Genomic DNA, 20,111 nt, shown 5'->3' with positions numbered 1-20,111 from the left:
GGCGTGACGTACAACCAGATGCAGCCCGCCCACCCGGCCCAGCCCGCCACCCCCGGCGCGGGGGCCGACGTGAAGACGTTCGTGACGGCCGTGCTGCTCACCTTCGGCACCGGCGTGCTGATGATGGACGGGTGGGCCCTGCTCGACAGCGGCTTCGGCGCGTTTCTCGGCCTGATCGCCGGTTTCTTCGGCATCTTCTGGTGGAAGAGCATTCACGGCAAGGTGTTCCCGCGCGAGCTGTCCACCAAATCGGTTGTCATCCTCACGGTGATCAACGTCGTGCTGGTGCTGCTCCTGCTTCTGCAGGTGAGCTAGAGCAACCCGTCGGGCAGACCGGGCGCGGGCCAGTCCGGGTCGGGCCGGAAGTCGGTCCACGTCCCGTCGAAGGGGAAACGCCCGGCGTCCGCGAGCGCCCCGATCCGCTCGCCCTCGGCGCGCAGTCGCTCGAGCTGACCGGCGGTGATGCGGCCGGCGAGGACGGCCTCCTCGGCCTCGTCCTCGTCCTTCCACTGCCAGCGTCCGCCGGGCTCGACGGCCACGTCGAGGATGCCGTCGATCCGGTCGGGTCCCGACCGCGTGCGCCCCAGCGGGACCTCGAGGTTGACGTACCAGTTCAGGAAGTGGCCGTCGGCGTCGAAGAACCACCAGACCGACGACCATTCGTCGTCGGCGATGCGGCGCAGCGTCGAGGTGTCGCGCCAGAAGTCGGCCACCCGCACCCTCGGCACCCGGAACCTCTCCTCGAGCGGCGCCTCACGGAAGAGCCGCCCGTCGGCGAGCCTGCTGCCGACGATCGGGGTGTCCGCGGGCAGCCAGCCGAGCAGCACGGTGCCGTCGTCGGCGATGACACGCAGCGGGTGATGCTGGCCGATCGAGCCGTCCGGTCGCAGGAAGCGTTCGACGACCGTGTCGCCCGGGGTCCAGAGAGGATCACGCACGCCTTGCACGGTACCGACGGGCGCGGACCCGCAGAACCAGTTCGGCGAGCGTTCCCACTCCCGCGAGCCCGAGGGCCACGACCGGCCCAGCGAAGGCCGCGGCGACGGCCACGATCAGTCCACAAGCGAGTGTCGCCTTCGGACGTTCCGGGGAAAGCCGCTCCCGGCCGTCGGTGAAGGCGTCCACCGCGACCGGCACGGTCGCCACGGCGACCACCACGGTCAGCACCGGCAGCAGCGAGACCGCGTCGGCCGCGGCGAGGAGTTCACGGAACGACGTCGCCGAGAGCCCCAGCCGGATCGGTCCCAGCTGGTAGAGGGCGACGGCGGTGATCGCCACGGCCACCGCGCCCACCGCGGCCGCGCGGCCCGCGCCGGGACGGCGGGGCAGCAGGAACGGCAGCAGCACCAGCACGGCGAGGCCGAGACCGGGTACGGACGGCGGATCCGGCGCGATGAACTGCGCCAAGGGCGGGATGCCGACACAGATCGCGATCAGGGACGCGGCCGCGGCCAGAAGCAGGCCGGTGACCCAGCGGGCGGCGTAGTCGCCGAGGCGGACCCCGGCCAGGTCGGCGACCGCGACCACGACGACGAAAACCGCGGCGGCGAGTCCCGGGGCCGAGGGGAAGAGGTATTGCCCGAACGTCGCCGCGAAAACCAGGACCAGGCCCAGCCGTGAAACGGAGCCCGCGATCCGCTCGGGCCGGGTGTCTCCCACCGGCGGCAGCACTGCCTCGGCCGCGACGGCGAGCACGACCGCGACCACGGCGGCGAGCAGTACCCAGTAATCCGCTCCGGAGGTGCCCACCGCCAGCGCGATGAGCAGACCGCCCGCCAGCCGCACGCCGTCTCCCTTCCTGTACACCGAGTGACCCCGTCGGCCCCGCTGTTCCCCCAGGTCCTGCTGTCATTAGCATGGCTCACGATCCAACCGGGCGGCCGCCCGGTACCACCGCGAACGCGCGAGGAGCCAGAAGTGACCGTGCCGAAGCTTGCCCTGACCGAGAACGCCGAAGCGGCGCTTGCCAAGACGCGCGCCGACGTCGTCGTCATCGGCACGTGTGAGGGCGAGGACGGTCTGGCCCTCGCCGCCGGTTCCTCCGTCGCCGACGCCGCCTTCGACGGCAAGCTCGCCGAGGTCCTCGGCACGCTCGGCGCGTCCGGCAAGGCCGACGAGATCGTCAAGGTACCGACGCTGGGCAAACTGTCCGCCGGTGTCGTGCTCGCCGTCGGCCTCGGCAAGGCCGGCGCGGACGGCGTCACCGCCGAGCAGGTCCGCCGGGGCGCCGGTGCCGCCGCGCGGGCGCTGAGCGGAACCGACCGCGCGTTCGTCACGCTGTCGGCGATCGACCTGCAGGCCGCCGTCGAGGGCACCGCGCTCGGCGCCTACGACTTCACCGAGTACCGCTCCGAGAAGGGTGACGGCCCGGTCGCCAAGGTCGACTTCGTGAGCCCCGAGGAGGGCACCGCCAAGGACCACAAGGCGACGCTGAAGGCCGCCGGCCTGATCGCGGAGTCGGTGATCATCGCCCGCGACCTGATCAACACCCCGCCGAACGACCTGTTCCCGGCCTCCTTCGCCGACCGCGCGAAGACCCTGGCCGAGGCGAACAACCTCGACTTCGAGGTCCTCGACGAGAAGGCTCTCAAGCGCAAGGGCTTCGGTGGCATCCTCGGCGTCGGCGGCGGTTCGTCGCGGCAGCCGCGCCTGCTGCGCGTCGCCTACAAGCCGTCGAAGGCTTCGAAGAAGGTCGCGCTGGTCGGCAAGGGCATCACCTTCGACTCGGGCGGCATCTCGATCAAGCCCGCCGCGAACATGGACCACATGACCTCGGACATGTCGGGCGCGGCCGCCGTGCTCGCCTCCGTGGTGCTGGCCGCGAAGCTGAAGTACCCGCTCGAGGTCGTCGCGCACATCCCGCTGGCGGAGAACCTGCCCTCGGCCACCTCGTACCGGCCGGGCGACGTGCTCAGCATGTACGGCGGCAAGACCGTCGAGGTGCTCAACACCGACGCCGAAGGCCGCCTCGTGCTGGCCGACGCGATCGTGCGCGCGGGCGAGGAGAACCCCGACTACCTGATCGAGACCTCCACGCTGACCGGCGCGCAGGTGGTCGCGCTGGGCAACCGCACCGCGGGTGTCATGGGCTCGGACGAGTTCCGTGACCGCGTCGCCTCCATCGCGCAGGCCACCGGTGAGGGCGGCTGGGCCATGCCGCTGCCGGAGGAACTGCGCGCCGACCTCGATTCGCGCCTCGCCGACCTGGCCAACGTCACCGGGCACCGCTGGGGCGGCATGCTCGCCGCGGGCATCTTCCTGCGCGAGTTCGTCACCGAGGGCCTGCCCTGGGCGCACATCGACATCGCGGGCCCGTCGTTCAACACCGCCGGCCCGTGGGGCTACACCGGCAAGGGCGGCACCGGCGTCCCGGTCCGTACCATCGCCGCGGTCCTCGCGGACATCGCGGCGAACGGCTGACCTGCTCGCAAAGGCCCCAAGTACATGAAGGCCTCCTTCCTTGCGCCAGGCGCAAGGAAGGAGGCCTTCATGTACTTCACGACGACGGCGAAAACCCCTCCGCCACAGGGAAAGCTCACCCCAGCCGCTGACCACGACACCGAAGTCGCCCGACCGGATGGACGTTGCCCCAGCGGACCTGGAACAGGTGGACACCCGGATCCCCAGGAGTGACCATCTCCGTCGCCGGATTGATCGAAGGCAGTCCGTCGAATCGCTGCCCGACCGGTTTGTGCGGTGCAAGAAAGCCGAACACACCTGAGCGTGGAAGGAAACCTTGAGCGGCGGTGTCCCGGTGCGCGTGACATGCAGGTCGCCGTGCGGGAAAATGGCCGGACACCGTGGTGCGCGCCGGAGAAGAACCCGGTGTGGCAAGGTCGATTCCGTGGACAGGGACGCGTATCTCGAAGGCGCGATCAGGGATGTGCTGAGCGGTGACGACGCGACGCTCGACGACCGGATCGGGCACGCGGCGCTGCTGTTCGCCGCGTCCGGCGCGATGCCGGAGGCCGACAGGCTGATCACGCATTGGCACGCGCTCACCGAACGTCCCGTCACCGCGCTCGTCCCCGGCGCCGTGCAGGCCCGCGCGTGGGCGATGCTCTTCGAAGCGCGAGGGGCGCGGCCGGAGTGGGCCGCGGCGCTGACTCCGCTCGATCTCGACGCCGAGGAGCGCGCCCACGAGGACTACCTCACCCGGCGGGTGTCCGATCTCGACGGTCTGCTCGGCGGCTCCCCGATCGGCGAGGCCGTCTCCCACCTCGGGCCGTCGCGCCCGGATCGGCTGCGCGAGGCCGTCGCACGAGGCGACCTCGACGCCTGGGCCGGGATCGCCGCCCGACAGGGCCGCCCGGACGTCGCCGTGCCGGCCGCGTCGAGACGCCTCGCGCCACGCCTGATCGCGGGAGCCGACCCACTCGGGCTCGGCGGCTGGACGGAACTGTGCGCCGGGGCGCTGGTCGCGGCGCTGTACGAGCGCTATCCACCCGAAACCGGCTCCTGGCGCGAGATGATCGCGGGCATTCTCCGGCTGCGCGGCGGAGGCACCGCTCCCCCGGCGGCGTCACTCCGCACCATCGGCGCGGCCGAGGCACGACTCGGGCTCCGGCTGCCCGACGACTACCGCGAGTTTCTCCTGACCTGCGACGGTCTGCCCGCCGACGTCGTCTTCCCCCGTCTGCTCGGCACGGCGGAACTGCGCGCGGAAGGCGGCGTCGTCGTGATCGCGGACCCGGCCGTCGTGCTGCTGACGGCCGCCGGCGAGCAGTGGCGGACGGTCGAGATCGACCCGGCACTGGGGACGACGGTGCATCCGACGTTCCGGGCACTGCTGGAGCGGCACCTGCTCCTTCTGGCGCAATCCGCGTGAAATCCGCCGGGCGCGCATCGGTCCGGTCTCGTGAGTGGTGAGGACGGTTAGAACGGACCGGTGTTTGCCTACCTGCTGCTGACCTGCACGAGGGCGACGATCCCAGCGGGTATGGGGATCGTCCATGAAGGAATCAGGACACTCAACGTCCCGATTCCTTCATCAACGCGAGGTGACCCCCGCCCCGGACCTTGATCAACGGAAGATCCGGGACGCTCACCGTCCCGAATCCTCCGTTGATCAAGGCTGTGCCGCTCAAACCCGGCGGCCGACACCCCCACCCGCACCAGCTCCACCACGGCACCAAGACGAGGTCAGGCCCAGCAGGTAAGCGAATACCGGTCCGCCAGAACCGTCCTCACCACTCACGAGACGTCAGGCTTCGCCTCGCTTCTTCCGCTCGGTGTACTCCCGCATCCGCTTCGGGTAGCCGACCCGCGCCACCTCGTACACGGGGATCGACCGTTTGTGGCCGAACTGCTGCGCCGCGTCCAGGCTCTCGATCCGGCGCCGGGTCCACTCACCGTCATGGGCGATGAGGACGACAGTGGTCTCCGTGACGTTGGTCTTGGGCTCCACGTAGGCCTCGACACCGGTCCGTGAAGAGGCCCACTCTTCGAGATGCTTGAAGTCGTTTGACGAGGCTTTCCGCAGCGTACCGGGCTTTTGCCCGCCTTTAGAGCGCCGGCGCAGCGAGTCGAACAGACCCACCCCGACCACCTCACTTCCCACTCGCGTCCAATGTCCATTATCCCGACTCCGGCGTGTGCTCACCGTGGCGACCCGGGCAGGCCGTGTCCCGTGGGTCACACGACGCGGCCTAGGTCGCAGCCTCTCCGCACGTAGTGACAAGATGGCGAGTGTCCGCGCGCGCGTATACCGCGCGAAGCGGCGCCAGAGCACCACCCCTACCGCTTGCCGAGGAGTTATTGAAGTGACCGACACCTCCGCCGACCTTGTGATCCTGGGTGGCGGATCGGGCGGCTACGCCGCCGCGTTCCGCGCGGCCGAGCTGGGCCTTTCCGTCACCCTGATCGAAAAGGACAAGCTTGGCGGGACGTGCCTCCACCGAGGCTGCATCCCGACCAAGGCCCTCCTGCACGCGGCGGAGGTCGCCGACGAGACCCGCGACGCCGAGACCTTCGGTGTCAAGGCCGTGCTGGAAGGCATCGACATCGCCGGCGTCAACAAGTACAAGGACGGGATCATCTCGCGCCTGTACAAGGGCCTCCAGGGCCTGGCCAAGGCGCACAAGGTGAACCTCGTCGAGGGCACCGGGACGTTCGTCGGCGGCACGACCGTCGAGGTCGACGGCACCCGCTACACCGGCAAGAACGTCATCCTCGCCACCGGCTCGTACTCGAAGACGCTGCCCGGCCTGGAGCTGGGCGGCCGCATCATCGCGAGCGAGCAGGCGCTTTCGCTGGACTACATCCCGAAGAAGGCCATCGTCCTCGGCGGTGGTGTCATCGGTGTCGAATTCGCGTCCGTCTGGGCGTCCTTCGGCGTCGACGTCACCATCGTGGAGGCGCTGCCCCGCCTGGTCCCGAACGAGGACGAGTACGCGTCCAAGCAGCTCGAGCGCGCTTTCCGCCGTCGCAAGATCGCGTTCAAGACCGGCGTCCGGTTCACCGGCGCCAAGCAGGACGACAACGGCGTCAGCGTGTCGCTGGAGTCCGGCGAGACGCTCGAAGCCGACCTGATGCTGGTCGCCGTGGGCCGCGGCCCGAACTCGGCCGGGCACGGGTACGAGGAGGCCGGCGTCAAGATGGAGCGCGGCTTCGTCCTGACCGACGACCGCCTGCGCACCAACCTGCCGAACGTCTACGCCGTCGGTGACATCGTCCCCGGCCTGCAGCTCGCGCACCGCGGGTTCCAGCAGGGCATCTTCGTCGCGGAAGAGATCGCCGGTCAGGAGCCGCGCGTGATCGACGAGAGCGGCATCCCGCGCGTCACCTACTCGCACCCCGAGGTCGCTTCGGTCGGCCTGACCGAGTCGCAGGCGAAGGAGAAGTACGGCTCCGACGTCACCACCTTCACCTACGACCTCGGCGGCAACGGCAAGAGCCAGATCCTCAAGACCTCCGGCGGGGTCAAGCTGATCAAGGCTCCGGAAGGGCCGGTGGTGGGCGTGCACATGGTGGGCGACCGCGTCGGCGAGCTGATCGGCGAAGCGCAGTTGATCTACAGCTGGGAGGCGTTCCCCGAGGACGTCGCCCCGCTCATCCACGCGCACCCCACCCAGACCGAGGCCCTCGGTGAAGCGTTCCTCGCCCTGGCGGGCAAGCCGCTGCACGTCCACAGCTGACGTCTCACCGTCGAAGAACCAGACCAAGCAAGACATATCAAGGGAGTCAGCGAACGATGGCCTACTCCGTCACGTTGCCGGAGCTCGGTGAGAGCGTCACCGAGGGCACCGTCACCCGGTGGTTGAAGCAGGAGGGCGACACCGTCGAGGTCGACGAGCCGTTGCTCGAGATCTCCACGGACAAGGTCGACACCGAGGTCCCGTCCCCGGTGGCCGGCAAGGTCGTGAAGATCAGCGCTCAGGAAGACGAGACCGTCGAGGTCGGCGGCGAGCTCGCCGTCATCGACGACGGGACCGGCGGGGTGCCGGAGTCCTCCGGTTCCGCCGAGCCGGCCGCCGAAGAGGCGCAGCCCGAGCCGGAGCCGGAGCCCGCGCAGGAGCAGGCCTCCGCGCCGTCCCAGCCGGACACCGCGCCGGCTTCGGGCGGCGAGGGCACCGAGGTGAAGCTGCCCGAGCTGGGCGAGAGCGTCACCGAGGGCACCGTCACCCGGTGGCTCAAGCAGGTCGGCGAGAGCGTCGAGGTCGACGAGCCGCTGCTCGAGATCTCCACGGACAAGGTCGACACCGAGGTCCCGTCCCCGGTCGCCGGCACCGTGCTGGAGATCCGCGCCGGTGAGGACGAAACCGTCGAGGTCGGCGGCGTGCTCGCGGTGATCGGTGCCGCCGGTTCCGCTCCGGCCCCGAAGGCCGAGCCCAAGCCGGAACCCAAGCCCGAGCCGAAGCCGGAACCCAAGCCGGAACCGAAGCCCGAGCCCAAGGCCGAAGCCGCTCCCGCGCCGAAGCCCGCCGAGGCGCCGAAGCCCGCCGCCCAGCCCGCGCCGAAGCCCGCCGCGGCGAGCAGCGACAACGGCTCGGACAACGCGCCGTACGTGACGCCGCTGGTCCGCAAGCTCGCTTCGGAGCACGGCATCGACCTGTCGTCGCTGACCGGCAGCGGTGTCGGTGGCCGCATCCGCAAGCAGGACGTGCTCGCGGCCGCCGAGGCCAAGCAGAAGGCCGCCCCGGCTCCCGCCGAGCAGCCCGCCGCCCAGCCCGCCGCCGCCCCGGCCGCCGCCCCGTCGGCTCCGCGCAAGGCCGCGGTTTCGCCGGAGCTCGCGGCCCTGCGCGGCACCGTGCAGAAGGCCAGCCGGATCCGGCAGATCACCGCCACGAAGACCCGCGAGTCGCTGCAGGTTTCCGCGCAGCTCACGCAGGTCCACGAGGTGGACGTCACGAAGATCGCCAAGCTCCGCCAGCGGGCGAAGGCGGCCTTCAAGGAGCGCGAGGGCGTCAACCTGACGTTCCTGCCGTTCTTCGCGAAGGCCACCGTCGAAGCGCTCAAGCAGCACCCGAACGTCAACGCGTCCTACAACGAGGACACGAAGGAGATCACCTACCACGGTGCGGTGCACCTGGGGATCGCGGTGGACACCGAAAAGGGTCTGCTGTCGGTGGTCATCCACGACGCGGGTGAGCTCAGCCTCGCCGGTCTCGCGCACCGCATCGCCGACCTGGCCGGCCGCGCGCGTTCGGGCCAGATCAAGCCGGACGAGCTGTCGGGCGGCACCTTCACGATCACGAACATCGGCTCCAACGGCGCCCTGTTCGACACGCCGATCATCGTGCAGCCGCAGTCCGGCATGCTCGGTACCGGCGCGGTCGTGAAGCGCCCGGTCGTGATCGCGGACGCCGACGGCAACGACACGATCGCCGTCCGGTCGATGGCGTTCCTGCCGCTGACCTACGACCACCGCCTGGTGGACGGGGCCGACGCGGGCCGCTTCGTCACGACGATCAAGCAGCGTCTGGAAGAGGGCAACTTCGAGGACGAGCTCGGTCTCTGATCCTCCGGTAGTCCGTGAAGGCCCTCGTCCCGCTTCGGCGGGGCGGGGGCCTTCGCCTTTCTCCCCCCGCAATTCGTCACCTGCTTGCGGTACGGCGAGCACCCGGACCCGCAACCACTGGGCACTCGCCACCCTCGCCCCGCCATCGAACCCGCATCGGACGTCGCCGGGCCACTGAAGAACCTGAGCGTGCGGCCGGATCGCGGATAGGACACGATCGGATCATGCGAGTTCTGATCGCGGGCGCGAGCGGACTGATCGGCACCTCCCTGACGAAGCGGCTGCGCGGCTCCGGACACGAAGTGGTCCGCCTGGTGCGCCGAGAGGAGCGAAGCAGCGACGAGCGCCGCTGGGATCCTCCCGCCGGGGAGATCGCCGACGGCGCGCTCGACGGCGTCGACGGCGTGGTGAACCTCGCGGGCGCGCCACTGCTGCCCGGACGCTGGAGCGCGGCCCGCAAACAGGTCCTCCTCGACAGCCGGGTCGAACCGACGGAGGTGCTGGCGGAAGCCGTCGCCGAACACGGGATCCCCGTGCTGGTCAACGCGTCCGCCGTCGGCTACTACGGCGATCCCGGTCCGTCCCTTGTGGACGAGACGAGTCCGGCGGGACGCGGTTTCCTCGCCGAACTCTGCACCGCGTGGGAAGGCGCCACCGAGACCGCGGCCACCGCGGGTGCCCGTGTCGTGCGAATCCGCACCGGGCTGGTGCTCGCGCGCGAGGGCGGGCTCCTGGACGTGTTGCGGCCGCTGTTCCGCTTGGGCCTCGGCGGGAAACTCGGCGACGGCAAGCAGTACATGCCCTGGATCTCGCTCGACGACGAGGTCGGCGCGATCGTGTTCGCGCTGGAGAACGAATCGCTGTCGGGCGCGGTGAACCTCTCGGGACCGCAGCCCGCCACGAACGCCGCGTTCACGAAGGCACTGGGCCACGCCGTGCACCGGCCGGCGATCTGGCAGGTACCGGGGTTCGCCATGAAGATCGCCCTCGGACAGGCGGCCGAGGAGATGGCGCTGTTCGGGCAGCGTGCCATACCCCGTGCACTGGAGGAGGCGGGATACGCGTTCCGCCATCCGACCCTCGAGGACGCCCTGGCCGCCGCGACATGACCTTGCGGCGCGGCCTGTACACCCTTGCCGGATTACTGCTGCTGGTCGGCTTCGTCACACTCGGGCTGTTCGTCGACGAGCGGCCGCCACCGGTGGACGTCGCCCTCGCCGACGCGTTCCGCGACCAGCACACCCGGCCCGCCGGGCAGGTGGCGGGCCTGATCACGAACGTCCTCGGCCCGGTCCTGCCGTTCGCGCTGGGCGCGGTGCTGGTGGTGATCGCCTGGCGCCGCCGGGACCTGACCGTGTTGTGCGTCAAGCTGGCCGTCGTCCTGCTGCTGTGCCGCATGACCAGCCTGATCGCGAAACCGGCCTTCTACCGGGAGCGGCCTCGCGAATTCCCCGATCTGAGCTATCCGAGCGGACACGTGGTCGCCGTCGCGTGCACCGGGTTCGTCGCGGTACTGCTGTGCGCGTGGACCCGCCCGCACCTCACGCGCCTCGCGATCACGATCGTCACCGCGGCGACGGTGATCGGCGCCCTCTGCCGCATCGTGCTGGGCGTGCACTGGCTGACCGACACCGCGGGATCCGTGCTCGCGGTGGGCGGCGTCGGCCTGATTTCGGCGGCCGGGCTGGGCCTGCTCCCCCTGCCGAAAGACCCGGCGTAGTGTCGCTGACGTGAGCTCTTCGACCACGTCATGCCGTGCCGCCACCGAGCCCGTCGACGTCCGTGAGATCGGGACGATCGACTACACCGAAGCCTGGGAACTCCAGCGACGGCACGTGACAGCCCGTGCCGACGGCGAAGGCCCCGACACCATGCTGCTGCTGGAGCACCCGTCGGTGTACACCGCGGGCAAGCGCACCGAAGCGGAGGACAGGCCGACCGACGGCACCCCGGTGATCGACGTCGACCGCGGCGGCAAGATCACCTGGCACGGACCCGGCCAGCTGGTCGGTTACCCGATCATCAAACTCGCCGACCCGATCGACGTCGTGCACTACGTGCGGCGTCTCGAAGAGGCCCTGATCACCGTCTGCGACCAGCTCGGCGTGCACACCGGCCGGGTCGAGGGCCGCAGCGGCGTCTGGATCCCCGCCGACGATCGCGGCGTGGAGCGGAAGATCGCCGCGATCGGCATCCGCGTCCAGCGCGGCGTGACCATGCACGGTTTCGAGCTGAACTGCAACGCCGACCTGGGCGCCTTCGACAAGATCGTCCCGTGCGGCATCCGGGACGCGGGCGTGACGTCGCTTTCCTACGAGCTCGACCGCGAGGTCACCGTGGCGTCGGTGCTGCCGATGGCGCGCGAAGCCGTGCTCGCGGCGCTGGAAGGCGACCTGCCGGTGAGCGACGAGCGCTGGCTGCCGCGCCCCGAGGCCCCCGCGGCGCCGGGCGTCACGTTCGCCCTGCGGAACTGACCTCTGCGAAGATCACCGGTAAGACCGCCGGAAACGCCGGTGGTCGTACTGGGAGGAAGTCATGCGCAAGTTTTCGCGCGTTCTGGCGGCGGCCGGTATCGCGGTCGCCGCTTCGGTGAGTCTGCCCGCGGCGGCGTCGGCCACGCCACCGCCCGGCTGCACCGGCGGCCACGACGGGGCGAAGTATGCCTGGGCGAGCTGCACCGCGTACGGCGACCACAGGTACCGGGTGACCGCGTACAACTGCAGCCCGGTCTGCGGCAACGCGCTGGGCGAATGGGCAGTCCACGGGGCGGAGTCCCACCTCACCATCACCTGGCCGGCGAAGATCCTGGACATCGGCGTCGAGATCGAGTGACCCGCCAGTACATGAAGGCCCCCTTCCTTGCGCCTGGCGCAAGGAAGGGGGCCTTCATGTACTTCAGTCCAGCTGAGGCGCGATCTCGGACGCGATCAGGTCGATCTGGTCCAGATCCGAGAGGTCCAGTAGCTGCAGGTAGAGCCGGGTGATCCCGGTCTTCTCCCGCCACTGCCCGATCTTCTCCACGACCTCCGACGGCGTCCCCGCGAGCCCGTTCTCCCGCAGCTCGGAAACCTCGCGCCCGATCACCGAAGCGCGCTTCGCGACCTCGGCCTCGTCACGGCCCACGGCGACGACGAGCGCGGCCGAGCGGATGATCTCCTTGGGGTCGCGGCCGATCTCGCGCGCGGCGTCGTCGACGCGGCCGAACTGCTCGGCGGCGAACTCCGTGCCCACGAAGGGCAGGTTGAACTCATCCGCGTAGCGAGCGGCGAGCGCCGGAGTGCGCTTCTTGCCGCCACCTCCGATGATCACCGGCGGCCGGGGCCGCTGCGCCGGCTTCGGCAGGCCGGGCGAGTCGGCGAGCTTGTAGTGTTCGCCGTCGAAGGAGAACGTCTCCCCTTCCGGCGTCTCCCACAGCCCGGTGACGACGGCGAGCTGCTCGGCGTAGCGGTCGAAGCGCTCCTTGATCGGCGGCAGGTCGAGGCCGTAGGCGGTGTGCTCGTCGTCGTACCAGCCCGAACCAAGGCCGAGTTCGACGCGGCCACCGGACATCTGGTCCACCTGCGCGACCGAGATCGCGAGCACCGACGGATGCCGGAACGTGGCAGCGGTGACAAGAGTGCCCAGCCGGACACGGCGGGTCTCACGGGCGAGACCCGCGAGGGTGATCCACGCATCTGTCGGCCCCGGCAGCCCGGTCGCCGAACCCATCTTCAAGTAGTGATCGCTGCGGAAGAAGGCGTCGTAGCCCGCGTCCTCGGTGGCCTTCGCCACCCGGAGCAGGTCTTCGTAACTGGCCCCCTGCTGGGGCTCGGTAAAGATCCTGAGGTCCACGAAGCCACTCTATAGACGCGGCTCCGTCAGCTCGCTTTCCCGTGCTCAGCGGGCGGAACGCGGCGGAAACCGACCAGCAACCGCACCAGGACCTCTTCGACCTGGGCGCTGACCTTCTTCGGTTCCGGCGAACTCGCGATCTCGATCGCGGCGCTCGACAGCGCGCCGAACAGCAGCCGCGCGGTGACGTCCACCGGGACGTCGTCGACCTCGCCGACCTCGATGAGCGACTGGATCCCGGTGCGGACCAGGCCGAAGCTGCACCGTTCCTCCGCCTCGCGCCAGCGCTCCCAGCCCATCACCACCGGCGCCTCGTGGATCGCGATGCGCTGGTACGCCGGGTCGAGGCAGCTCTGCAGGAAGCCGCGCAACCCGGCGAGCGCCCGCTCCCACGGTGAGGCCGGGCCGTTCATGATCTTTTCGAGCCTGTCGAAGACGTGGCTCTCGACCGTGTCGAAGGCAGCCTCGAACAGCGCCTGTTTCCCACTGAAATGGTGGTAGAGCGCGCCTTTCGTCACCCTGGCCCGCTTGGCGATCTCGTCGAGAGACGTGCCGGCGTACCCGCGTTTGGTGAACAGCTCCACGGCACTCTCGACGAGTGCCGACCGGGTGGACTCGGAATAGTCCAGCCGCCTTGACCTCATTGTCGCCACCTTCACAACTTTACGCCGCCGGTCCCACTCCATACCCATGGTATGTTGGCTGCTGTCAGGTCCGTACCGGGAGTATGCCGCAAACCTGCGGTATGAACCGGGTCACGGAGGGGAGCCCACATCATGAGCTGGAACGACTTCTACCAGCGGCGCGACATCCTCGAAGCCGCACTGCGCCAGGCGGGTCACCACCCGTCGGACGCGATCTCACTCGAAGAAATCCCCGGGGCCACCAAGTACTTCGCGACCGAAGACGAGCTTCTGGTCGCGCTTCAGTACAAGTGGAACCAGGTGTTCGCCGGTCGCCTCCGCGCCGAGATGACCGATCCGGACTACGCCGACCAGGACCTCGCGCTCGACAGGGTCGAAGCCGTCACCCGCGCCTGGAACAGCGCCATCGCCGAACACGAGACGCTCCGCGCCGTTCTCGACGCGGCCCTCGAACGGTGCCCCGCGCTGATCCCGTCGCACGAAGCCGAACTGCGCACTCTCGCGCTGACGGCGGGGCTGGCCGACGGCAAGGAACCGGCCGACGAGATCACCAAGGTCGGCAGCGCGTTCGCCACCCTGCTCCGGCACGGACGGCACGCGAAGCCCGCCCGCCGCCGCAGCCCGATGGGGCACCTGCTCCGATTGCTCGCGCCGAGCGCCTGACGTGGGCGTAGCGGCACAGCCGACTATGTAGTTAGGTGACCGGCATGGCTGCTCACGCGCGCTGGACCGAGGCCGACATCCCGGATCAGACCGGCCGGACCGTGTTCGTCACCGGGGCGAACTCGGGACTCGGGCTGCGGATGTCCGAGGTACTCGCGGGCAAGGGGGCCCGCGTGCTGCTCGGCTGCCGGTCGCCGGAGCGCGGCGCCAAGGCGCTGGAGCAGGTGCGTGCGGCCGCGACCGGGGAAGCGCCCGAACTCGTCCCGCTGGACCTCGCCGACCTCGACTCGGTCCGCGAAGCCGCGAAGAAGGTCCAGGAGTTGTCGGGCGGCAAGCTCGACCTCCTGGTCAACAACGCGGGCGTGATGGCGACCCCGCGCGGCCACACCATGGACGGCTTCGAAACCCAGTTCGGCACGAACCATCTCGGGCACGCGGTGCTGACCTGGCTGCTGATGCCGTCACTGCGCAACGGCTCGGGGGCGCGTGTCGTCACCTTGTCGAGCGTCGCGGCGACAGGCGCGCGCATCGACGTCGCCGACCCGAACTTCGAACGCCGGATGTACAACCCGGGCTCGGCCTACGGCCAGTCGAAACTCGCCAATCAGGTGTTCGCGCTCGAACTCGACCGCAGACTGCGCGCCGCGGGCGAGGACGTCATCAGCGTGGCGGCGCACCCCGGCTACACGTGGACCGGACTCGGTTCGGGGATGGCCCGCTCGTACCGCAACCCGGTGGTGCGCACGCTCATCGCCGCGGGCAACCGAATCGGCGAGATCTTCATCGCGCAGAACACCCGCCAGGGCACGCTCCCGCAGCTGTTCGCGGCGACCTCCCCCGAGGTCGAAGGCGGCGATTACATCGGCCCGCGCGGGCTCGGCGGACTTCGCGGTGCCCCGGTCAAGGTGCGCCCTCTGGCCCCCGCGAGAAGCGAATCGCTCGGCGCCGCGTTATGGGACGTGACCACCAAGTTGACGGGCGTCACCCCCGACCCCGCGTGAGCGGCGACCACTACTCCGGCGGGCGTAGGGTGGCGGTGTGAGTGCTGCCCCAGATGGCCGCAAGTTGTTGCGGCTCGAGGTCCGGAATTCCCAGACTCCCATCGAAAAGAAGCCGTCGTGGATCAAGACGCGCGCCCGGATGGGTCCGGAGTTCACCGAACTCAAAGGCCTGGTGCGCCGCGAAGGCCTCCACACCGTCTGCGAAGAAGCCGGCTGTCCCAACATCTACGAATGCTGGGAAGACCGTGAGGCGACGTTCCTGATCGGTGGCGACCAGTGCACGCGCCGATGCGACTTCTGCCAGATCGACACGGGCAAGCCCGCCGAGCTGGACCGCACCGAGCCGCGCAAGGTCGCCGAGAGCGTCCAGGCGATGGGCCTGCGCTACTCCACGGTAACCGGCGTCGCCCGTGACGATCTCGAAGACGGTGGTGCGTGGTTGTACGCGGAGACCGTCCGGCAGATTCACGCGCTGAACCCCGGCACCGGTGTCGAGTTGCTGATCCCGGACTTCAACGCGGATCCGGAGCAGCTCGCCGAAGTCTTCGGTTCCCGCCCCGAGGTGCTGGCGCACAACGTGGAGACGGTGCCGCGGATCTTCAAGCGCATCCGGCCCGGTTTCCGCTACGCGCGGTCGCTGGAGGTCATCACGAAGGCCCGTGAGGCCGGTCTGGTGACGAAGTCGAACCTCATCCTCGGCATGGGCGAGACCCCCGACGAGGTCGCACCCGCCATGAAGGACCTGGTCGACGCGGGCTGCGAGATCCTGACGATCACCCAGTACCTGCGGCCTTCGCCGAGGCATCATCCGGTGGATCGGTGGGTCAAGCCCGAAGAGTTCGTCGAGCACTCGAAAGCCGCCGAAGCGATGGGTTTCGCCGGCGTCATGGCCGGGCCGCTCGTACGCTCCTCGTACCGTGCCGGACGGCTGTTCGCGCAGACGAAGGCTCACCGCGGCGAACCGCTGTCGGAGAACCTGGCCCACCTCGCCGCCGAAGGCCCCGCGGCCCAGGAAGCCAGCTCACTGCTGGCCCGGTGACTCCGGTCACCCTCTTCGCGACATCGCCACCCACCAGGTCACGGATCAGTAAAGTGACCTGGTGGCGTTGGTAACCGATCTTCTCACTTGGCTGCAAGGACTCCCGGAACCGGGACTGGTCGCGGCGACCGGCGGACTGGTGTTCGCCGAATGCACCATCGGGCTCGGCTTCATCGCCCCCGGTGAATCGGGGCTGCTGGTCGCGGCCACGACGGCGACGTCGGTCTCGCGCTTCCTGACCCTATGGGCCGTCGTGACGGTCTGCGCCGCACTCGGTGACTCGCTCGGCTACGCGATCGGCAAACGCTTCGGTCCGCGTCTGCGCGAGACGAAGTTGATCCGCAAATACGGCCTCGACGCCTGGGACAAGGCGACGGGTGTACTCGAACGACGAGGCGCGTGGGCGGTGTTCTTCGCGCGGTTCCTCCCGGTGATCCGCACGCTGACCCCGGCGGCGTCCGGGACCTCGGGCCTGCCGTTCCGCAAGTTCCTGCCCGCCGCCGCGGCGGGCGCGGCCTGCTGGTCGGCCATCCACATCGGCATCGGCGCCGCCCTCGGTGAGGCCGCCAAGAAGGTCGAAGGCGCGCTCAACACCGGTGGTCTGGTCATCGTCGGCGTGCTCGTCGGCGTCGCCGTGTTCTTCCTGCTGCGCTACAAAAAGAAGAAGGCGCTCGCCGTCACGGCCGAGGAAGCCACCCCGGCGAAGATCGGCGCGGCAGACTAGATTCCGGGCATGGCCGCCCTGAACCTGCCCCAGCCGATCGGTTTCGTCCTCGGTGGTGGCGGCAGTCTCGGGGCCATGCAGGTCGGGATGCTGCGGGCGCTCACGGAAGCCGGGATCACCCCCGACCTCGTCGTCGGCACCTCGGTGGGTTCACTGAACGCCGCCGTCCTCGCGCTCGGCGGCGAAGCGGGTGACCGGCTGGACCGGATCTGGTCGCGGATGACGCGGCACGAGGCGTTCCCCGGCGGCGTGCTCAGCCAGGTGCGGACCCTCCGGCACAGCAAGACCAACCTGTTTCCCAACACCGGTCTCGCCGCGATCGTCGACGAGCACATCGGCGACGGTGCCCGGTTCGAGGATCTCGCGCTGCCGCTGGGCGTCGTCGCGACGGACGTCGACACCGCCGAGCCGCTCCTCATCCGCTCAGGGCCCGTTCTGGCGCCCCTGCTGGCCAGCTGCGCGATTCCGGGGATCTATCCGCCGGTGCCCTTCGGGGAGCGCATGCTGTACGACGGCGGCCTGGTCGCCAACGTGCCGATGCGCCAGGCGCTCGCCATGGGCGCGAAGTCGCTCGTCGTCCTCGACTGCGCCTTCCCCGGCAAGATGCCCGGCACCCCGCAGACCTTCGCCGAGGTGATGATGTTCACCGCGATGATCAGCATGCGGAACCAGGCGGTCCTGGAGGCTCCGATCGCCGCGGCCGAAGTGCCCGTGGTGTACGTGCCGGGGCCGAAGCCGGTGCGGGTCAGCCCGCTGGACTTCAGCCACACCACGACGCTGACCGCCGAGGCCTACCATGCCGCGAAGACCTATTTGGGTGAATTGAGCGTCGACGGCCCCGGTCTTTATGGTGCCCCCGGTCTCGTCGTGGCGTGACAAGCAACCATCCGGCATCGGTCACGTCTTCTTCCTCGCGTAGTTTTGAAAGAGAGAACATTCCGGAGATCGAGCGACGTAACTGGTTACTTTTAAAGAGAGAACCTCATGTTTCCCAAGAAGACATTACTTTCGACTGCCGGAATACTCGCCGCGATACTGCTGATCTCGGCCTGCTCGTCCTCGGGCGACCCTGGTACTCCGAATTCATCCAGCACCAGTGCGGGATCGGACAAAAGCCAGGTTTCGGTGACCATTGATCCGGCGGGCGGGGCGAACGTCAATCCGGCGACCCCCGTGGTGGTCAAGGCCGAGCACGGCAAGCTGATCGACGTCACGGTCAGCAACGCCGACAAAGGCACCAAGGTCAAGGGCGAACTGGCGGGCGACGGGCTCAGCTGGAAGACCACCGAACCGCTCGGCTACGGCAGCACTTACAAGATCGTGGCGCATGCCCAGGGCGCCGACGGGAAGCCTGTCGAGCAGCAGAGCAGGGTCTCCACGCTGAGCCCGAAGCAGCAGGCGAACCCGAACCTCATCCCGGCTCCGTCAGCCGTCGCCTCCGGTGGTGTCGGCGTCGGGCAGCCGATCGTGTTCGCTTTCGGTCAGCCGGTGAAGAACAAGGCCGAGGTGGAGAAGAAGCTGTCCGTGGAGTCCACGCCGAAACAGGAGGGCTCCTGGTACTGGATCGACGACAAGAACGTTCATTACCGCCCCAAGGTGTACTGGCAGCCGGGGACGACACTCAAGGTGTCGGCGATGATCTACGGCGTCGATTTCGGCAATGGCGTGTACGGCGCGACCGACCGCACCGAAACGTACAAAGTGCACGATTCCTGGGTCGCGAAGGCCGACGGCAACACCGAGCAGATGCAGATCTTCCACAACGGCCAGATGGTGAAGTCGATGCCCATTTCCATGGGCAAGGACGCCACGCCGACGCATTTGGGCGCGCACGTCATTTCGGACAAACACGAGAATTACACGATGGACTCGTGCACCTACGGCGTCTGCCAGGGCCAGCCGGGGTACTACAAGTCGAACGAGAAGTGGTCGCTCCGCATCTCCAACGACGGTGAGTTCGTCCACGAGAACCCGAACAGCGTCGGCGCGCAGGGCAGCTCGAACGTGTCGCACGGCTGCATCAACCTCAACGCCGCCAACGCCCAGTGGTTCTTCCAGAACTTGGGGCTCGGCGACGTAGTCGAGGTGACCAACTCCGGTGGCCCGCAGCTTCCGGTGTGGGACCTCTACGGCGACTGGTCGAAGTCGTGGGCGGACTGGCAGGCGGGCAGCGCGCTCAAATAGCGGCATGATGGGCCGGTGACCAGCACCCTGAGCACGGCCCGCTCACTCGTGGCTGGCGCCGGCCGGATCGTCGCTCTGACCGGCGCCGGGATCTCCACCGATTCGGGGATCCCGGACTTCCGCGGTCCGCAGGGCCTGTGGACCCGCGATCCGGGCGCGGAGAAGATGTCCAACCTCCAGGCGTATCGAAGCAGCCGCGAAGTCCGGGAACGGACTTGGCAGGCGCGGCTGGTGCACCCCGGCTGGGACGCGGTACCGAACGCGGCGCACTACGCGCTCGAGCGCCTCTCTCCGACTCACATCGTCACCCAGAACATCGACCGGCTGCACCAAAAGGCGGGCTCCCCACCGGAGCAGGTGCTGGAACTGCACGGGACGATGTTCGAGTCCGTTTGCCTGTCCTGCGACGATCATCGGGACATGTGGTCGACGCTGGAACGCGTCCGGGCGGGTGAGGCCGATCCGCCCTGTCTGATGTGCGGCGGCATCCTGAAGTCGGCCACCGTCTCTTTCGGCCAGCACCTGGACCAGGATTTGCTCCGGGCCGCACGGGCCGCGGTGTCCTCCGGTGATCTCCTGCTCGTCGCCGGGTCCTCGTTGAGCGTGCAGCCGGCGGCCTCGCTGGTGAGTGTCGCTTCCCGGGCCGGGGCCGACGTGGTGATCTGCAACGGCTCCGAGACACCCTACGACTCCATGGCGACGGCTGTCGTCCGCGGCCCCCTCGCCGAATCCCTCCCCGCCCTCGTCCGCTCCCGCAATTAGTCCTCTGAATGCGTCCGGCCGCCCCGCCCCTCACGTGCCCAGCCCCGTCACTCGCGTGCCTGAACGCGGAACTCACGTGCTCAGAGCCGGAACTCGCGTGATCAGGGGTGTTCCGTCTCTGAGCACGCATGTCCCGGGTTCAGGCACGCGTGTGACGGGTTTGGAGACATGAGAAAAGGGCCCAGGTCGGGAGAACTCTGGGTTCTCGACCGACCTGGGCCCCTTTATTCTTTAATTTTAGTCCGGCGGTGTCCTACTCTCCCACAACCCTTCGGTTGCAGTACCATCGGCGCTGTCAGGCTTA

At 69.1% G+C, this 20,111-nt stretch carries 21 protein-coding genes; 16 read left to right on the top strand and 5 right to left on the bottom strand.

What is annotated here, in order from left to right; translation table 11 throughout:
• Positions 1–3 precede the first annotated feature (3 nt).
• Positions 4–315, top strand: a complete 312-nt coding sequence (locus H074_RS09730; protein ID WP_007029851.1) for a hypothetical protein — start codon at positions 4–6, stop codon at positions 313–315.
• Here H074_RS09730 and H074_RS09725 read toward each other — a convergent pair.
• Both H074_RS09725 and H074_RS09720 read right to left on the bottom strand, forming a co-directional pair.
• Entirely contained in the window at positions 312–938 is a 627-nt protein-coding gene (locus H074_RS09725; RefSeq protein WP_007029850.1) for a ribonuclease FAU-1 family protein, read from the bottom strand. The two genes, H074_RS09730 and H074_RS09725, sit on opposite strands and share 4 nt — an antisense overlap.
• Complete coding sequence (locus tag H074_RS09720) at positions 931–1,806, bottom strand: hypothetical protein (protein ID WP_235096714.1); 876 nt, start codon at positions 1,804–1,806, stop codon at positions 931–933. The genes H074_RS09725 and H074_RS09720 overlap by 8 nt, the downstream gene beginning before the upstream one ends.
• A gap of 111 nt (positions 1,807–1,917) precedes the next feature.
• Here H074_RS09720 and H074_RS09715 point away from each other — a divergent pair, with 111 nt between their 5' ends.
• On the top strand, positions 1,918–3,420 hold the full coding sequence (locus H074_RS09715) for a leucyl aminopeptidase (protein ID WP_007029848.1): 1,503 nt from the start codon (positions 1,918–1,920) through the stop codon (positions 3,418–3,420).
• Between the two features lie 424 nt (positions 3,421–3,844).
• Positions 3,845–4,828: an SMI1/KNR4 family protein gene (locus H074_RS09710; protein WP_007029847.1), complete on the top strand. Its 984-nt coding sequence runs from the start codon at positions 3,845–3,847 to the stop codon at positions 4,826–4,828.
• Between the two features lie 375 nt (positions 4,829–5,203).
• Here H074_RS09710 and H074_RS09705 read toward each other — a convergent pair whose 3' ends face one another.
• Positions 5,204–5,548, bottom strand: a complete 345-nt coding sequence (locus H074_RS09705; protein WP_020630431.1) for a hypothetical protein — start codon at positions 5,546–5,548, stop codon at positions 5,204–5,206.
• Between the two features lie 214 nt (positions 5,549–5,762).
• On the opposite strand from H074_RS09705, the gene lpdA reads away from it, so the two are divergent.
• The 6 genes from lpdA (at position 5,763) to H074_RS09675 (ending at position 11,791) form a co-directional block, all read left to right on the top strand.
• Complete coding sequence (lpdA, locus tag H074_RS09700; RefSeq protein WP_007029845.1) at positions 5,763–7,136, top strand: dihydrolipoyl dehydrogenase; 1,374 nt, start codon at positions 5,763–5,765, stop codon at positions 7,134–7,136.
• Between the two features lie 56 nt (positions 7,137–7,192).
• Complete coding sequence (gene sucB, locus H074_RS09695; protein ID WP_039921993.1) at positions 7,193–8,959, top strand: 2-oxoglutarate dehydrogenase, E2 component, dihydrolipoamide succinyltransferase; 1,767 nt, start codon at positions 7,193–7,195, stop codon at positions 8,957–8,959.
• Between the two features lie 224 nt (positions 8,960–9,183).
• Positions 9,184–10,068: a TIGR01777 family oxidoreductase gene (locus tag H074_RS09690; protein WP_007029843.1), complete on the top strand. Its 885-nt coding sequence runs from the start codon at positions 9,184–9,186 to the stop codon at positions 10,066–10,068.
• Positions 10,065–10,679 (top strand): phosphatase PAP2 family protein, encoded by a 615-nt coding sequence (locus H074_RS09685; protein WP_007029842.1) that lies wholly within the window; start codon positions 10,065–10,067, stop codon positions 10,677–10,679. The genes H074_RS09690 and H074_RS09685 overlap by 4 nt, the downstream gene beginning before the upstream one ends.
• 10 nt (positions 10,680–10,689) lie before the next feature.
• The gene (gene lipB, locus H074_RS09680) at positions 10,690–11,433 is read left to right on the top strand and encodes a lipoyl(octanoyl) transferase LipB (protein ID WP_007029841.1); all 744 of its coding nucleotides are present in this window, start codon (positions 10,690–10,692) and stop codon (positions 11,431–11,433) included.
• A gap of 61 nt (positions 11,434–11,494) precedes the next feature.
• Complete coding sequence (locus H074_RS09675) at positions 11,495–11,791, top strand: hypothetical protein (protein ID WP_007029840.1); 297 nt, start codon at positions 11,495–11,497, stop codon at positions 11,789–11,791.
• Between the two features lie 63 nt (positions 11,792–11,854).
• On the opposite strand, the gene H074_RS09670 is transcribed toward H074_RS09675, so the two are convergent.
• Complete coding sequence (locus tag H074_RS09670) at positions 11,855–12,790, bottom strand: LLM class F420-dependent oxidoreductase (RefSeq protein WP_007029839.1); 936 nt, start codon at positions 12,788–12,790, stop codon at positions 11,855–11,857.
• Between the two features lie 26 nt (positions 12,791–12,816).
• Entirely contained in the window at positions 12,817–13,434 is a 618-nt protein-coding gene (locus tag H074_RS09665) for a TetR/AcrR family transcriptional regulator (protein ID WP_039921991.1), read from the bottom strand.
• Between the two features lie 132 nt (positions 13,435–13,566).
• Between H074_RS09665 and H074_RS09660 the strand changes: the two genes are divergently transcribed.
• The 7 genes from H074_RS09660 to H074_RS09630 all read left to right on the top strand — a co-directional run bounded on the left by H074_RS09660 (position 13,567) and on the right by H074_RS09630 (position 19,807).
• Positions 13,567–14,097, top strand: a complete 531-nt coding sequence (locus H074_RS09660) for a hypothetical protein (protein ID WP_007029837.1) — start codon at positions 13,567–13,569, stop codon at positions 14,095–14,097.
• Positions 14,098–14,141: 44 nt separating this feature from the next.
• Entirely contained in the window at positions 14,142–15,098 is a 957-nt protein-coding gene (locus H074_RS09655; protein WP_007029836.1) for an oxidoreductase, read from the top strand.
• A gap of 37 nt (positions 15,099–15,135) precedes the next feature.
• Positions 15,136–16,137 carry a lipoyl synthase gene (gene lipA, locus H074_RS09650; RefSeq protein ID WP_007029835.1) on the top strand — a complete coding sequence of 334 codons (1,002 nt, stop codon included), beginning with the start codon at positions 15,136–15,138 and terminating at the stop codon, positions 16,135–16,137.
• 61 nt (positions 16,138–16,198) lie between these two features.
• On the top strand, positions 16,199–16,861 hold the full coding sequence (locus H074_RS09645; RefSeq protein ID WP_007029834.1) for a DedA family protein: 663 nt from the start codon (positions 16,199–16,201) through the stop codon (positions 16,859–16,861).
• A 9-nt stretch (positions 16,862–16,870) separates the two neighbouring features.
• Complete coding sequence (locus H074_RS09640) at positions 16,871–17,737, top strand: patatin-like phospholipase family protein (RefSeq protein WP_007029833.1); 867 nt, start codon at positions 16,871–16,873, stop codon at positions 17,735–17,737.
• 108 nt (positions 17,738–17,845) lie between these two features.
• Positions 17,846–19,045, top strand: a complete 1,200-nt coding sequence (locus H074_RS09635) for a L,D-transpeptidase (RefSeq protein ID WP_039921988.1) — start codon at positions 17,846–17,848, stop codon at positions 19,043–19,045.
• A gap of 15 nt (positions 19,046–19,060) precedes the next feature.
• A complete protein-coding gene (locus H074_RS09630; RefSeq protein ID WP_007029831.1) occupies positions 19,061–19,807 on the top strand; it encodes an SIR2 family NAD-dependent protein deacylase in 747 nt (248 codons plus the stop codon).
• The last annotated feature ends 304 nt before the right edge of the window (positions 19,808–20,111 follow it).

The sequence above is a fragment of the Amycolatopsis decaplanina DSM 44594 genome (genome assembly GCF_000342005.1).
In the GTDB taxonomy this organism is placed as follows: Bacteria; Actinomycetota; Actinomycetes; order Mycobacteriales; family Pseudonocardiaceae; genus Amycolatopsis; species Amycolatopsis decaplanina.
The sequence above is the reverse complement of the archived record's forward strand: the minus strand, read 5'-3'. Positions and strand labels throughout refer to the sequence as shown.

What these genes read in the sequence shown, in the direction of transcription:
- H074_RS09635 (WP_039921988.1), top strand. Translation starts at nt 17,846, where the DNA reads ATGTTTCCCAAGAAGACATTACTTTCGACTGCCGGAATACTCGCCGCG.
- H074_RS09640 (WP_007029833.1), top strand. Translation starts at nt 16,871, where the DNA reads ATGGCCGCCCTGAACCTGCCCCAGCCGATCGGTTTCGTCCTCGGTGGT.
- H074_RS09665 (WP_039921991.1), bottom strand. Translation starts at nt 13,434, where the DNA reads ATGAGGTCAAGGCGGCTGGACTATTCCGAGTCCACCCGGTCGGCACTC.
- H074_RS09690 (WP_007029843.1), top strand. Translation starts at nt 9,184, where the DNA reads ATGCGAGTTCTGATCGCGGGCGCGAGCGGACTGATCGGCACCTCCCTG.
- H074_RS09655 (WP_007029836.1), top strand. Translation starts at nt 14,142, where the DNA reads ATGGCTGCTCACGCGCGCTGGACCGAGGCCGACATCCCGGATCAGACC.
- H074_RS09675 (WP_007029840.1), top strand. Translation starts at nt 11,495, where the DNA reads ATGCGCAAGTTTTCGCGCGTTCTGGCGGCGGCCGGTATCGCGGTCGCC.
- H074_RS09685 (WP_007029842.1), top strand. Translation starts at nt 10,065, where the DNA reads ATGACCTTGCGGCGCGGCCTGTACACCCTTGCCGGATTACTGCTGCTG.
- H074_RS09660 (WP_007029837.1), top strand. Translation starts at nt 13,567, where the DNA reads ATGAGCTGGAACGACTTCTACCAGCGGCGCGACATCCTCGAAGCCGCA.
- sucB (WP_039921993.1), top strand. Translation starts at nt 7,193, where the DNA reads ATGGCCTACTCCGTCACGTTGCCGGAGCTCGGTGAGAGCGTCACCGAG.